Source organism: Vreelandella arctica, from assembly GCF_037070215.1.
GTDB classification, from domain to species: domain Bacteria; phylum Pseudomonadota; class Gammaproteobacteria; order Pseudomonadales; family Halomonadaceae; genus Vreelandella; species Vreelandella arctica.
This window is the reverse complement of sequence record NZ_JBANSN010000014.1, coordinates 61,250-74,644: the sequence shown is the minus strand read 5'-3', so window position 1 is coordinate 74,644 and position 13,395 is coordinate 61,250. Positions and strand designations below refer to the sequence as shown.

Annotated in this window: 12 protein-coding genes; 8 read left to right on the top strand and 4 right to left on the bottom strand. The window is 57.1% G+C overall.

What is annotated here, in order from left to right:
• Nucleotides 1-42 precede the first annotated feature (42 nt).
• Nucleotides 43-534 carry an RNA pyrophosphohydrolase gene (gene rppH / locus V8L70_RS13960; RefSeq protein ID WP_101145336.1) on the bottom strand — a complete coding sequence of 164 codons (492 nt, stop codon included), beginning with the start codon at nucleotides 532-534 and terminating at the stop codon, nucleotides 43-45.
• Nucleotides 535-748: 214 nt separating this feature from the next.
• Here rppH and V8L70_RS13955 point away from each other — a divergent pair, with 214 nt between their 5' ends.
• A complete protein-coding gene (locus V8L70_RS13955) occupies nucleotides 749-1,405 on the top strand; it encodes a histidinol-phosphatase (protein WP_101145308.1) in 657 nt (218 codons plus the stop codon).
• Nucleotides 1,406-1,500: 95 nt separating this feature from the next.
• On the opposite strand, the gene V8L70_RS13950 is transcribed toward V8L70_RS13955, so the two are convergent.
• Nucleotides 1,501-2,475: a malate dehydrogenase gene (locus V8L70_RS13950; RefSeq protein ID WP_101145309.1), complete on the bottom strand. Its 975-nt coding sequence runs from the start codon at nucleotides 2,473-2,475 to the stop codon at nucleotides 1,501-1,503.
• 243 nt (nucleotides 2,476-2,718) lie between these two features.
• On the opposite strand from V8L70_RS13950, the gene V8L70_RS13945 reads away from it, so the two are divergent.
• Together V8L70_RS13945 and V8L70_RS13940 are read left to right on the top strand one after the other, a co-directional pair.
• Nucleotides 2,719-3,840: an efflux RND transporter periplasmic adaptor subunit gene (locus V8L70_RS13945; RefSeq protein WP_101145310.1), complete on the top strand. Its 1,122-nt coding sequence runs from the start codon at nucleotides 2,719-2,721 to the stop codon at nucleotides 3,838-3,840.
• On the top strand, nucleotides 3,824-6,886 hold the full coding sequence (locus V8L70_RS13940; RefSeq protein ID WP_101145311.1) for an efflux RND transporter permease subunit: 3,063 nt from the start codon (nucleotides 3,824-3,826) through the stop codon (nucleotides 6,884-6,886). Before V8L70_RS13945 ends, V8L70_RS13940 begins: the two co-directional genes overlap by 17 nt.
• A gap of 121 nt (nucleotides 6,887-7,007) precedes the next feature.
• On the opposite strand, the gene rsd is transcribed toward V8L70_RS13940, so the two are convergent.
• A complete protein-coding gene (gene rsd, locus V8L70_RS13935; RefSeq protein ID WP_101145312.1) occupies nucleotides 7,008-7,496 on the bottom strand; it encodes a sigma D regulator in 489 nt (162 codons plus the stop codon).
• A gap of 442 nt (nucleotides 7,497-7,938) precedes the next feature.
• Between rsd and V8L70_RS13930 the strand changes: the two genes are divergently transcribed.
• The 5 genes from V8L70_RS13930 to V8L70_RS13910 all read left to right on the top strand — a co-directional run bounded on the left by V8L70_RS13930 (nucleotide 7,939) and on the right by V8L70_RS13910 (nucleotide 12,516).
• Nucleotides 7,939-9,081: an ABC transporter substrate-binding protein gene (locus V8L70_RS13930; RefSeq protein ID WP_101145313.1), complete on the top strand. Its 1,143-nt coding sequence runs from the start codon at nucleotides 7,939-7,941 to the stop codon at nucleotides 9,079-9,081.
• A 63-nt stretch (nucleotides 9,082-9,144) separates the two neighbouring features.
• Nucleotides 9,145-10,065 carry a branched-chain amino acid ABC transporter permease gene (locus V8L70_RS13925; protein WP_101145314.1) on the top strand — a complete coding sequence of 307 codons (921 nt, stop codon included), beginning with the start codon at nucleotides 9,145-9,147 and terminating at the stop codon, nucleotides 10,063-10,065.
• Entirely contained in the window at nucleotides 10,058-11,098 is a 1,041-nt protein-coding gene (locus V8L70_RS13920; protein WP_198555984.1) for a branched-chain amino acid ABC transporter permease, read from the top strand. Before V8L70_RS13925 ends, V8L70_RS13920 begins: the two co-directional genes overlap by 8 nt.
• The gene (locus V8L70_RS13915; protein ID WP_101145315.1) at nucleotides 11,091-11,843 is read left to right on the top strand and encodes an ABC transporter ATP-binding protein; all 753 of its coding nucleotides are present in this window, start codon (nucleotides 11,091-11,093) and stop codon (nucleotides 11,841-11,843) included. The genes V8L70_RS13920 and V8L70_RS13915 overlap by 8 nt, the downstream gene beginning before the upstream one ends.
• Nucleotides 11,836-12,516: an ABC transporter ATP-binding protein gene (locus V8L70_RS13910; protein ID WP_101145316.1), complete on the top strand. Its 681-nt coding sequence runs from the start codon at nucleotides 11,836-11,838 to the stop codon at nucleotides 12,514-12,516. Before V8L70_RS13915 ends, V8L70_RS13910 begins: the two co-directional genes overlap by 8 nt.
• Here V8L70_RS13910 and V8L70_RS13905 read toward each other — a convergent pair.
• Nucleotides 12,513-13,391, bottom strand: a complete 879-nt coding sequence (locus tag V8L70_RS13905; RefSeq protein WP_101145317.1) for an alpha/beta hydrolase — start codon at nucleotides 13,389-13,391, stop codon at nucleotides 12,513-12,515. The two genes, V8L70_RS13910 and V8L70_RS13905, sit on opposite strands and share 4 nt — an antisense overlap.
• Nucleotides 13,392-13,395 lie beyond the last annotated feature (4 nt).

The following is a 13,395-nucleotide window of genomic DNA, read 5'->3' as shown; positions in this document are numbered from 1 at the left end:
GGCAAACTGCCGCCGCCCTACCTTGGGCAGCGGCGTGTCGCCCTAATCGTCATCCTGTGCCAGGCGCTGAACGCGGGGAGACAATTCTCGCAACGCGCGCCGATACACCTCTCTTTTAAAAGGTACTACCTGCCCTAGCGGGTACCAGTAGCTCACCCACCGCCACCCATCAAATTCAGGTGTTGGGGTTGCCGTCATACAGATTTGGCTTTCCTGGCAACGAATTTTAAGTAAAAACCACTTTTGCTTCTGGCCTATGCAGACCGGACGCGAATGTGTGCGAATCATGCGTCGTGGCAGACGGTAGCGTAGCCAGCCCCGGGTGCAGGCAACAATATCAACATCACCGGCGGTTAAGCCGATCTCTTCGTAAAGCTCACGAAAAAGTGCTTGTTGTGGCGTCTCGCTTGCATTGATGCCCCCCTGGGGAAATTGCCACGCATTTTGTCCTACCCGACGCGCCCAAAGCAGCTGCCCCTGGCTATTGGCAATGATAATGCCAACATTGGGGCGAAAGCCGTCAGCGTCGATCACGGACATCACCTTCATAAATTTTCAGTTGTCCCCATTTTTCCACAAGGGAGACAAACGTATCAATACAATATAACGCTAAGTGATGAATGGCTGCGGCGCGTTGGTGGGAATGAGGTGGCGACTCTGCGATAATCCGCCTCCGCTATTTGCCTAATTAGCGCTTATTTCACCACTACTATTCGCCTACTATCACTGACTAAAAAAGGGGAGCGCCGTGAGTCTGGCCATATTCGATTTGGATAATACGCTGCTATCCATCGACAGCGATCATGCCTGGGGCGAGTTTTTACTCGAACAAGGGGCTGTCGACCCGGTCGCTTACCGGGAAGCCAATGAGCGTTTTATGGCCGATTACAACGCGGGTACGCTGGATATGGCCGCCTTTTTAGAAATGGCGCTTAAGCCTCTAGCCGATAACACTCCTGAGCAGCTTGCTGCCTGGCATCAGCAGTTTATGGTCAGCAAAATCGAGCCCAGCATTCTACCCAAAGCGGAAGAGCTGCTGGCCCGTCACCGCACTAAAGGCGACACGCTGCTGATTATTACCGCCACTAACCGCTTTATTACCGCGCCGATTGCAGAGCGCTTGGGTGTCGATCACTTGATCGCGGTGAATCCGGAAGTGGAACAGGGCCGTTACACGGGGCGTGTTTCTGGCACGCTGAGCTACCGCGAAGGCAAAGTCACTCGCCTGGAGCATTGGCTGAAAGACCAAGACCTGAGCATGGAAGGCGCCTGGTTCTACAGCGACTCGCACAATGACTTACCGCTATTAGAAAAAGTCGAGCACCCCGTTGCGGTAGACCCAGACGACACCCTGCGCAAAGTCGCCGAAGAGCGCCAATGGCGGATTATGAGCTTGCGGGATTGAAGTGAGTATTGAAGCGTAAAAAAACCCCTGAAAGCCATGCTTACAGGGGTTTTTTACGTTGACTGCCGCTCATCTAAAAGCGTCAGCAGGCGCGTTTAACCGAGCAGGTGCTCGACCGCAGCACGCTCTTCGCGCAGTTCTTTCTCGGTGGCTTTCATCTTCTCTTCGCTGAAGGCATCGATTTCGAAGCCTTGAACGATTTCATACTTGCCACCCTGACAGCGAACCGGGTAGGAGTAGATGATGCCTTCTTCAATGCCATAGCTGCCGTCAGACGGAATCGCCATGCTGACGATGCCTTTGGAGCCCAGCGCCCAGTCGTGCATGTGGTCGATGGCGGAAGAGGCAGCAGAGGCGGCAGAAGAAGCGCCACGTGCTTTGATGATGGCCGCGCCGCGCTGTTGCACGGTGGGGATGAAGTCGTTTTCGTACCAGTCGCGCTCAACCAGATCGAATGCTGCTTTGCCGTCGACTTTGCACTGGGCCAGATCCGGATACTGAGTGGCACTGTGGTTGCCCCAGATGATCATGTTTTCGACGTCAGTGACGTGCTTGCCGGTTTTCTGTGCCAGCTGGGTCAGGGCGCGGTTGTGGTCCAGACGCGTCATCGCGGTGAACTGGCCTGCGTCCAGGTCCGGCGCGTTGCAGGAAGCAATCAGCGCGTTGGTGTTAGCCGGGTTACCCACGACCAGCACTTTCACATCACGACTAGCGTGGTCGTTCAGCGCTTTACCTTGAACGGAGAAGATCGCGGCGTTGGCTTCCAGCAGATCTTTACGCTCCATGCCTGGGCCACGCGGACGCGCACCTACCAACAGGGCGAAGTCAGCGTCTTTGAACGCGACGTTCGGGTCATCAGTCGCGACGATGTCTTGAACCAGCGGGAAAGCACAGTCATTAACTTCCATTACCACGCCGTTCAGGGCGTCCATTGCCTGGGGAATTTCCAGCAGCTGGAGAATGACAGGCTGATCCGGCCCCAACATGTCGCCAGCGGCGATGCGGAAAATAAGAGAGTAGCTGATCTGACCGGCGCCGCCGGTAATCGCAATACGTACTGGATCTTTCATCATTGCTCCTTGATAGGTTCGCCTAGGGATGGTTCTCGCCTGAGGGGTGGCTCAACAGAACTCAAGACGCAAAGATGGTATGCCCAGTTGGGCAAAAACTCAATCAGACAAGAGACGACTACCCATTTACCGTACCTACCATTCTCGTCGCGGCCTGCCACTCGCTGCAAAGGCCGAGTTGCGCTATGGTATCTTCGGCTTAATGCCCTCCTTTCTTGTAATGCTAAGGACATGGACGCCCCCATGCGACGAATTCCCTTCTCTTATGCCTTGGCTAGCCTACTGGTGCTGGCGTTGGTGATATGGCTCGCTTTTGGTAATTTTCAGCGTTTTCAGACCACGGCACCGGAAGCTGCCCCCCGTAACGAATCGGGGCCACGGGTCGAAGTGGTAGAACAGCAGAGTACGCCGTTTATTCCCCAACAGATCATTCAAGGCCAGTTGACCGCTGAACGCGAAACCACCCTGCGTGCCAACGTCGCAGGCTTTGTGGCCGAAAAGCCGGTTGCCCAAGGTAGCCGCGTTAAGGCGGGCGATACGCTGCTGGTACTGGATAACGACGCCCTGCCTGAACAACTGCAGCAGGCCCGGGACGAGCTAGCGGTGGCTGAAGCGGAGTATGCCGGGGCACGCAACCTGCGCCAGCGGGAGCTGATTTCGCAGCCCGAGCTTTTGCGCCTGCAGAGTTCTCTCAGCGCCAGCGCCGCCTCGGTGGCCCAACTGCAGAAGCAACTGGATGACAGCCGCCCCAATGCGCCTTTTGATGGTGTGATCGATCGCGTGCAGGTAGAGGTAGGCGACCTGTTACAGCCCGGAGAAGAGTGGGCCCAGTTGGTGGACGACCGCCGCTTGAAGGGCGCCGCCTGGGTGTCTCAGCAGCAGGTAGGCGATTTGAGCGAGGGATTGCCTGTCACCGCACGATTACTCAATGGCGACCACCTTGAAGGCGAGCTGACTTTTATCAGCCACCGCGCAGAAGAGGCCACGCGTACCTTTTATATCGAAGCCACGCTGGATAACCCGGCGGGTAAACGTCTTGCCGGTGGTAGCGCGGAACTGACAATTACGCTGCCGCCCCGCCAGGTGCACACCCTGTCACCCGCCCTGCTCAGTTTGAACAGTGAGGGCCAACTGGCCGTCAAACATCTGGATGAGGACGATCAGGTACAGCAGACCGCCATCGAACTGGTGAGCGCCGATATACAGCGCGCCTATGTAACCGGCCTACCCGACCCGCTGCGCCTCATTACGCTAGGCGCGGGCATGGTGGATATCGGCGAAACGGTGACACCGGTACCTGCTGAAGACGCCATTATTTCGCAACCGCAAGCCGGACAGGAAAGCGTTCATGCGCCAGTTGATTAATGCGGCGCTAGACCACACCCGCACGACACTTCTTCTGTTGGTGAGCCTGCTGCTGGCGGGCATCGCTGCCTGGCAGATGATCCCTAAAGAAGCCAACCCCGACGTCACCATTCCAATGATTTACGTTTCGCTGTCGTTGGAGGGTGTGAGCCCCGAGGATGGCGAGCGGCTGCTGATCCGCCCCATGGAGCAGGAACTGCGCGGCATTGAAGGACTGCGCAAGTTTACCGCCCAGTCCAGCGAAGGCCATGGCTCGATTACGCTGGAGTTCGACCCTGGCTTTGACCCCGATACCGCGCTGACCGACGTGCGTGATCGCGTGGATATCGCCCGTAGCGAGCTGCCTGACGAGGCCGATGAGCCACGAGTCATGGAAGTCAACGTCTCGGAATTTCCGGTATTGACTATCGGCCTCTCCGGGCAACTGGATACCCGCGAACGCATGACGATTGCCCGGCGACTGCAGGAGGAGATCGAAGGCATCGCCGATGTGCTGGAAGTGGACATAGCCGGTGAGCGGGAAGACCTGCTGGAAATCGTCGTAGATCCGCTGGTGCTCGAGAGCTATGGGGTCGATTTCGACACGCTGTTCAACCAGGTGTCGCGCAATAACCGCTTGGTGGCAGCAGGCAGTTTGGATACTGGCGCGGGGCGCTTGGCCTTAAAAGTCCCCGGCATTATTGAGTCCCTTGACGATGTCATGAATATGCCGGTCAAGGTGGATGAGGATCGCGTCGTCACCTTTGGTGATGTGGCGTGGATCAACCCTACCTACAAAGACCCCGAAGGCTTTGCCCGTATTGATGATCAGCTTGCGGTGGTACTGGAAGTTTCCAAACGTGCCGGGGCCAATATCATCGCCACCATTGGCGCGGTACGTGAGCGCCTGGCAGAAGCCGATGATTTATTGCCCGAGCAGCTTCGCTTCACCACTATTCTCGATGAGTCGACCACCGTTGAAAATATGCTCTCCGAGCTGCTCAACAACGTACTCACCGCCGTGGTACTGGTACTGATTGTGGTGGTCGCGGTGATGGGCTGGCGCATGGCACTGTTGGTAGGCCTGACCATCCCCGGCGCCTTCTTGACCGGCATCCTGCTGGTGTGGGCATTTGGGTTTACGCTCAATATCGTGGTGCTGTTTGCGCTGATTTTAGTGGCTGGTATGTTGGTCGACGGTGCGATTGTGGTGAGTGAACTTGCCGACCGCTATCTCCACGATGGTCAAACGCCCCATCAAGCATGGCTCAATGCTGCCTCGCGAATGAGTTGGCCGGTGATTGCCTCGACGGCCACTACGCTAGCGGTTTTTATTCCCCTGCTGTTCTGGCCCGGCGTGGTCGGTCAGTTTATGAAGTACCTGCCCGCTACGGTGATTCTATGCCTGCTGGCATCGCTGGCCATGGCGCTGGTGTTCTTGCCTACCTTAGGGTGCTTGTTTACCCGCACCGACACGAAACAATCAACGGCTAACAATGAAGAGGCCACAACCTCCTTCGGGCGCGGCTATCGCCACCTGCTGACCAGACTGCTTAAGCACCCTGCCTGGGTGCTGCTGGTCACCGTGTTATTGATGGTGTTGCTGTATACCGGCTATGCGCGTTTCAACCACGGTGTCGACTTTTTCCCCAACGTAGAGCCTGATAGTGCCCAGGTATTGGTACGCGCCCGCGGCGACTTCTCCGCCGTGGAGACCGATGCCATCGTCCAGCGGGTAGAGGCGAAGCTATCCGGCATGAGCGAAGTGAGAGCGCTTTATGCGCGCTCGTTTGCAGTGCCTAACGAGCAGATGGGTAGTGATGTGATTGGCATGCTGCAGTTCCAGTTTATCGACTGGCATGAGCGGCGCCCTGCCCAGGCTATTCTGGATGATATGGCCGAGCGCGCTCGGGATATTCCCGGCATTACCCTGGAGTTCCAGGAGCAGGAAATGGGCCCTGGCGGCGGAAAACCCATCGTACTGGAGGTGAGCGCTACGAATCCTGACGTCGCTGATGCAGGCGTTAACCAGTTAGCCCAATTAATGCGTGAACTGGGTGGTTTTACCGACATTCAGGATAACCGCAGCCTACCCGGCGTGGAGTGGCAGGTGAATGTGGACCGCGAAGCCGCGGCGCGCATGGGCACCGATGTCACGACCATCGGTAGCGCGGTGCAACTGCTGACCACGGGCCTGCAGGTGGCGAGCTATCGCCCGCCCGAAGTCAGTGACGAAGTGGATATCCGCGTTCGCCTGCCGCAAAACTGGCGCTCCCTGGATCAGTTAGAGCGCTTGACCATCAACACCCAGCGGGGTCAGGTGCCTATCTCGCACTTTGTGACCCTTGAACCGGCACCCAAGGTGGGCACCCTTAACCGTATCGACGGCCGCCGGGCGATTACCATCGATGCGGATCTCGCTCCCGGCTTTCTTGCCGATGAGCGCCTGCGTGCGCTGCTAGAGGCAGGTCGCGATAGCCTGCCTGACGGCTTAATGGTCAATGTGGCTGGCGAGCAGGAGGATCAGCAGGAGTCGATGCAGTTCCTGGCCAGCGCGTTCATGATTGCTATTGGCCTGATGGCGCTGATTCTGGTCACTCAGTTCAACAGTTTCTATCAGGCGGGATTGGTGCTTTCGGCGATTGTGTTCTCCACCGCGGGTGTGCTGATGGGCCTGCTGATTACCGGCCAAGCTTTCGGCATTGTCATGGTGGGGATGGGCGTGATTGCCCTGGCGGGTATCGTGGTGAATAACAATATCGTGTTGATCGACACCTACAACGAGCTGCGCGGCCAAGGCATGACGCCCGGCGAGGCCGCCCTGGAAGCGGGTTGCTTACGCCTTCGCCCGGTGCTGTTAACGGCGATTACCACGGTGTTAGGTCTGATGCCGATGGTGCTGGGGATCAATGTCGATCTGTTTACCCCTGCCCTTGGCTTTAATGCGCCCTCCGCCCAGTGGTGGACGCAAATGTCGAGCGCCATCGCTGGCGGCCTCACCTTCGGCACCGCACTAACGCTGCTGCTTACCCCCTGCATGCTGGTGATCGGGGGTAAACGGCGATGACACCCAGCCCCTGGAGCCCGACTTGTCGGGCGATCAGGCCATCGTGTAGCACTCACACTCGGCGCTCCGATCCTTGCTGATCGCGCAATGAATTGCGCTCCTACCGGACGATAGTGATTCGTTAAGCGGGGGCTTTGGCGTGCTCGGGGCTATGGGCGGCGTGCAAGCGCGCGATCAGCTGGTCTTCCAGCGCGAAGCGTTCGGTAAGGCCACGCGCCAGACGGTCGATCCAGGCAGGCAAACGGGCAATATTTTGCTCGCAGCTAAGGGTAGAGCCGAAATCGGTATCAAACTCCAGAACCATCTCGGTTGACATTTCCAGACGCTCAAGCAGCTTCTCTGCGATAACCAGCGCAGCATCATCGCCAAAGGCCTGCGCCTCTTCCGACAGCTGAGGATAGATTTCGAAGTGCCCAGCGCTGATGTAATCCATCAATAGCTCGCTGAAGGCATCAATAGGTGATTTGCTCACCGCTTCCAGTTCAGCGTCACATGCCTCTTTCAGCTCAATGAAGCTGACTAACAGCTGACGACGCTGATCCAGCCAGCGGTCGATCAGGGTATGTACGCCTCCCCAGCGCTCCAGGGCATTTTTGCAATCTTCGAGCATGGGGTTTCTCCTTAAACTCACCGATTTAACGACCATTAGCCGGTCTAAATAACGAATAGGCTTAGAGTCGCGCCTCCACCTACCTCTGTCAATCCCAGCGGGTGCGGTTTCCTTGGTACGAAAGGTTCATTAATAATAACCCTTTCTTCTATGCCTACTAACTAGCGTTTTCATGCTAATCGTCATGACTTAACCCTGACTGAAATGATGCTCTCACTTTAGCACCAGCATTGCGAGCAAAGCCGTATGTAAGTATGCCGGGCAAATAACTCACCGGGCCGTCCCTTATGACGACACCACTTTCTCGATAGGCTATAACATGGCTTGTTCTAATCGAGCAGCGACCAAATAGTCGCAGCTTTTGTTGTTCTAAACGATAGTTTTCAGCAAGATAATGTTCGTTAAAAATGCGGCAAGGGTTAATTAAAACAAGGAACTCACTATGAAAATGATATCCCGCTTTGGCCTTGGCTTACTGCTCTCTTCAAGCGTGCTGACCGCGCAAGCTGAAGACGTCAAAATTGGCATGATCACCACCCTTTCAGGCGGCGGCTCGCATCTGGGCGTGGACGTTCGCGACGGCTTCATGCTGGCGCTGGAGCAGTCTGGCCGCGACGATGTGGAAGTGTTGATTCAGGATGATGCTAGACGCCCTGACTTGGCGCGCAGTTTGTCCAATGAATTTATACAGCGTGATGACGTTGATATTCTCACCGGCATCATCTGGTCCAACCTGGCGATGGCGGTGGTGCCTTCCGTTACCCGCCAAGGCACCTTCTACCTCTCCCCCAATGCGGGCCCTTCCGACCTGGCTGGTCGTATGTGCCACGAGAACTACTTCAACGTGGCCTATCAGAACGACAACCTGCATGGCGCCATGGGCGCCTATATGCGCGAACAGGGCTATGAGCGCCCGATCATTATGGCCCCCAACTATCCGGCGGGTACCGATGCGCTCGCGGGCTTCAAGCACCTTTATGAAGGTGAGGTCGTTGGCGAGCTTTACACCCAAATGGGTCAGACCGACTATGCGGCTGAAATCGCCCAGATTCGCGATAGCGATGCCGACAGCCTGTTCTTCTTCTTACCTGGCGGCATGGGTATCTCGTTCATGAAGCAGTGGGAAAGCTCGGGCGTTGACATGCCGATCTTTGGCGCGGCGTTCTCGTTTGATGAAATTCTTATCAAAGCGGTAGGCAGTGCAGCGATTGGTGCACGCAACACTTCGCTATGGGCCTACGACCTGGAGAATGAAGCCAACGACCGCTTTGTAGAGGGCTTCCAAGCCGCCTATGACCGCATGCCGACGCTCTACGCGGCACAAGGTTACGACACCGCCAACCTGATTCTCAGCGCGTTGGAAACTGCCCACCCCGATGACAAAGATGCCTTCCGCGAAGCACTGCGGGCCGCTGACTTTGATAGCGTGCGCGGTGAGTTCCGCTTTGGCCCCAACCAGCATCCCATCCAGGATATTTATGTACGTGAAGTGGTGGAAGGTGATGATGGCGAGCCCACCAATCGCCTGATCGGTGTGGCGATTGAAGATATCCAGGATGTCTACTACGAGCAGTGCGAAATGTAAGCTGGCCTCGGCTGGGTGCGTGCACCCAGCCATTTCTCTTCACCTTCGTCAAGGTTAACCAACGTGTCCGTTACCCTGCTAATCGAGCAACTACTTAACGGCGTTCAGCTAGGCACGATGCTGTTTTTGATGGCCAGCGGCCTCACCCTGGTGTTCGGGGTGATGGGGCTAATCAATCTTGCCCACGGCTCTTTTTATATGGTGGGGGCCTACGCCACGGCGGCGGTCACTGCTTCAACGGGCTCATTTTTAATTGGCCTTGGGGCTGGCATGGCTGCCGCCGCGATGGTCGGCGCGTTGGTAGAGTTGCTGGTGATACGTCGACTTTATCACCGCCCTCACCTTGACCAGGTATTGGCGACCTTTGCACTGATACTGATTTTTTCCGAAGGCACGCGCTGGATTTTCGGTTCGTCGCCGATGCGGCTCAGCCCGCCTTCCTGGCTAACCGGGTTTGTTACCCTGCCCGGCGATACTCGCTATCCCATCTACCGACTAATGCTGATTGGCGTGGGCATTGTTATTTCGATTGCCCTTTACGTTTTGATCTCGAAAACGCGCTTAGGCATGCGCATTCGGGCCGGAGAAAGTGACCGCGAAATGATTGGTGCGCTGGGGGTGAATATTTCAAAGTTGTATACCGTCGTGTTTGCCTTGGGCGCGGGCTTGGCAGGCTTAGCCGGTGCATTGGTTGGTGCGCTGCAGTCGGTTCAAGTAGGCATGGGCGAGCCGGTGCTGATTCTGGCCTTCGTGGTCATCGTGATCGGCGGTATCGGCTCGATCAAGGGCGCGCTGTTCGGGGCGCTGCTGGTGGGGGTTGTCGATACCTTGGGGCGCGTCTACCTGCCGCTGTTTTTCCAAACATTCATGCCGCCTTCCGAAGCCACTGGGGTCGGTTCTTCACTGGCTGCGATGCTGATCTATATCCTCATGGCCGTCATCCTCGCGTTCAAGCCCAAGGGACTGTTTGCTGCCAATGACTAATACCACTTCCCTTTCCAAGAACGCTGCGCCAGTCACCGACGCGGATAGCCACTTCGACCGCAAAGGCCTGGTCCAGATGATTCTGCTCGGCCTGCTGCTGTTACTGCCTGTGGCGGCCTATTTTTTGGGTCACACCTATTACGTCAATCTGGCCTCGCGAGTCACCATCATTGCCATGGCGGCCGTCGGGCTCAACCTGGCAATTGGCTATGGCGGCATGGTGAGCTTCGGTCATGCAGCCTATTTTGGTCTGGGTGGCTATGTGGCAGGCATCAGCGCCTACCATGCCTTCGACTTGACGCCCTTCATGAGCTGGCCCTTCAGCGTGCCGGGCAGCGATAGCCTGTTGGTAGTATGGCTGGCCGCTGTGGTTCTGTGCGCCCTGCTGGCTCTGGCGATCGGCGCCATTTCGCTGCGCACCACCGGGGTCTACTTCATTATGATCACCCTCGCCTTTGCTCAGATGATCTACTACTTTGCCAACTCCTGGCCCACCTACGGCGGTCAGGATGGATTGCCTATTTACATACGCAACACCCTGCCTCTGGTTGATAGCACGGATGCGTTGACCTATTTCCTCATCTGTTTCACCGGGCTGGTGTTTGCGATGGCGCTGACTTCGCGGCTGATGAAATCGCGCTTTGGCGCCGCGCTGACCATGGCTCGGCTGAATGACGTACGACTGGCAACGGCGGGGGTCAGCCCGTATCCCATTCGTCTGGTAGCTTTTGTTATCTCTGCGGCGATTACCGGGCTTGCTGGAGCGCTTTACGCGGACCTGAACGGGTTCGTCAGCCCGTCGATGCTCAGTTGGCACTTCTCCGGCGAGCTAATGGTGATCGTCATCCTGGGGGGTGTGGGGCGCCTTTATGGCCCGCTGGCCGGGGCGGTGCTGTTTGTGATGATGGAAACTTTGCTAGGTGGAATCACCGAGTACTGGCAGCTCTTTTTGGGGCTGGTGCTGCTTGGCGTCGTGCTTTTTGCCAAGCACGGTGTCATGGGTTGGCTGGCAGGGAGTGAGCGCAATGAGTGACGCTATCCTTTCACTGCAAAATTTGCATAAGCGTTTTGGCGCGTTACAGGCGACCAACGATGTCTCGCTGGATCTTAGGCCAGGTGAAATCCATGCCCTGATTGGCCCCAACGGCGCGGGTAAATCGACGCTGATCGGGCAGATTGCCGGTAGCCTGCGCCCCGACGAGGGCCGCGTCTATCTAGCTGACACCGATATCACCACTATGAGCATAGCCGAGCGCGCACGTCTTGGGCTGGGACGGAGCTTTCAGGTGTCATCGCTGGCTGAGCCGCTTTCGGTGATGCGCAATGTGATGATGGGCGTTCAAGCGCTTCAGAGTCACAGTTTTCGGTTCTGGAAACCCGTCGCCAGGGATCAACAGCTGCTAAAGCCAGCTTATGAGGCGCTGGAACGGATGCAGCTCAGCCACCGCGCCTGGACACCGGTATTCGAGCTTTCCCACGGCGAGCGTCGCCAGGTGGAAGTCGCCTGCGCTCTGGCACTTAAGCCTCGCGCCCTGCTGCTGGATGAGCCCATGGCGGGCCTGGGCCCAGAGGGTTCAGCAAAGCTAACCGAGCTGCTCGAGGCACTGAAGCTGGAAGTGCCCATTCTTCTGATCGAACACGATATGGAAGCGGTCTTTCGTTTGGCTGACCGTATTTCGGTGCTGGTCTCTGGCAGCGTCATCGCCCATGGCGACAGCCAGACAATTAAGCAGGACCCGCGCGTTCGGGAAGCTTACCTGGGAGATTCTGATGCTTAAAGTTGCTGATATTGAGACGTTTTATGGCCCTTCCCAGGCGCTATTCGGCGTGACGTTCGAGGTCGCGGCCGGTGAAATGGTTGCCTTGATGGGCCGCAATGGCATGGGCAAGACCACCACTATCCGCTCGATCTTTGGGCTGACCCCAGCTAGCCGCGGCACAATTGTGTTCGAGTCGCAGAACATACGTCGTCTGCCCGCTTACCGCATCGCCAAGGCGGGGCTTGGCTTGGTGCCGGAGGGTCGTCGCTGCTTTCCTAACCTATCGGTACGCGAAAACCTGCTGGTCACGGCCCGCCCGGGCGAGTGGACGCTGGAGAAAGTGGAAACATTATTTCCGCGCCTGGAAGAGCGCCGCGCACAAATGGCCAAAACGCTCTCTGGCGGCGAACAGCAGATGCTGGCCATTGGCCGTGCGCTAATGACCAACCCGCGCCTGCTGGTGCTGGATGAGGCCACCGAGGGTCTGGCACCGGTGATTCGCCAGGAAATCTGGCGGGCGATTCGTCTGCTCAAGGAGCAGGGGCAGGCTACCCTGCTGGTCGATAAGTCGTTAAGCGAAATCCTGCCCATCGCTGACCGCTGCACCATCCTGGAAAAAGGCTGCACGGTGTGGGACGGCAAGCCCGCCGCGCTGGACAGCGCTATTCGCGACCGATACCTGGGTGTTTAGGCGTGAAACGCTTTAATCCACTCAACGAAGCAGTCATCGTTTAGATAGTGCTCAAGAATCGAGAAGTGGTCTACGTCAGGAAGTAGCTGCTGAGTCACTGTTTGGCCTTGCTTGCTCAAATGCTCAGCGTAGCTGCTCATTTGCCACTCAAACTCTTCAGACTCCCCTGCTCCAGCCACCAGCTTAATAGGCGCAGGCACCCGGCACGGCAACCATAACGGGCTGAACTCCTGCACATCGCGACCGCTAAGCTGAAGCTTGGGCTGTAGCCACGACCATGGAAATGGCCGTAGGTCGTATAATCCGCTGATACAGAGCGCGCCGCGAATCAGTTGATTTGGCAACCCAAAGGCACCTTCCCAATCCGTCGACATCAGCATGGCGCAGAGATGCCCGCCCGCCGAATGTCCCGAAATACTTAGCTGTTCCGGATCGACACCCACTTCAGGGGCATGCTTGTAGAGGTAGGCAATCGCGGCCTGACTCTGCCGTACCAGCTCGCTAAAGCGTACCTGCGGGCAGAGCGCGTAGTTAACCACCGCGACAGTGATACCGGCTTTTACCAGATCATCGACAATAAAGCTGAATTCACGATGGCTCAGCGAGCGCCAATAGCCGCCGTGGAAGAACACATGCACCGGGGCTTTTGGATGCTCGTCATGAGATGCATCAGCATGAGGTGCATCGGCATGAAAGATATCCATGCGCTCAGCAAGCGTTGGACCATAAGGCAGATCGAGCGTTGTGCGATGGTTGGCTCTTGATGCTGCGCTGCGCTCACGCCACGCCTTTACCAACACCAACGGGTCTCGCCCCATCATCGGGTCGTAGGCGCGGTCGATCTCTTCCTGAGTCGTGAAATGTCGATAAAGCATGCCG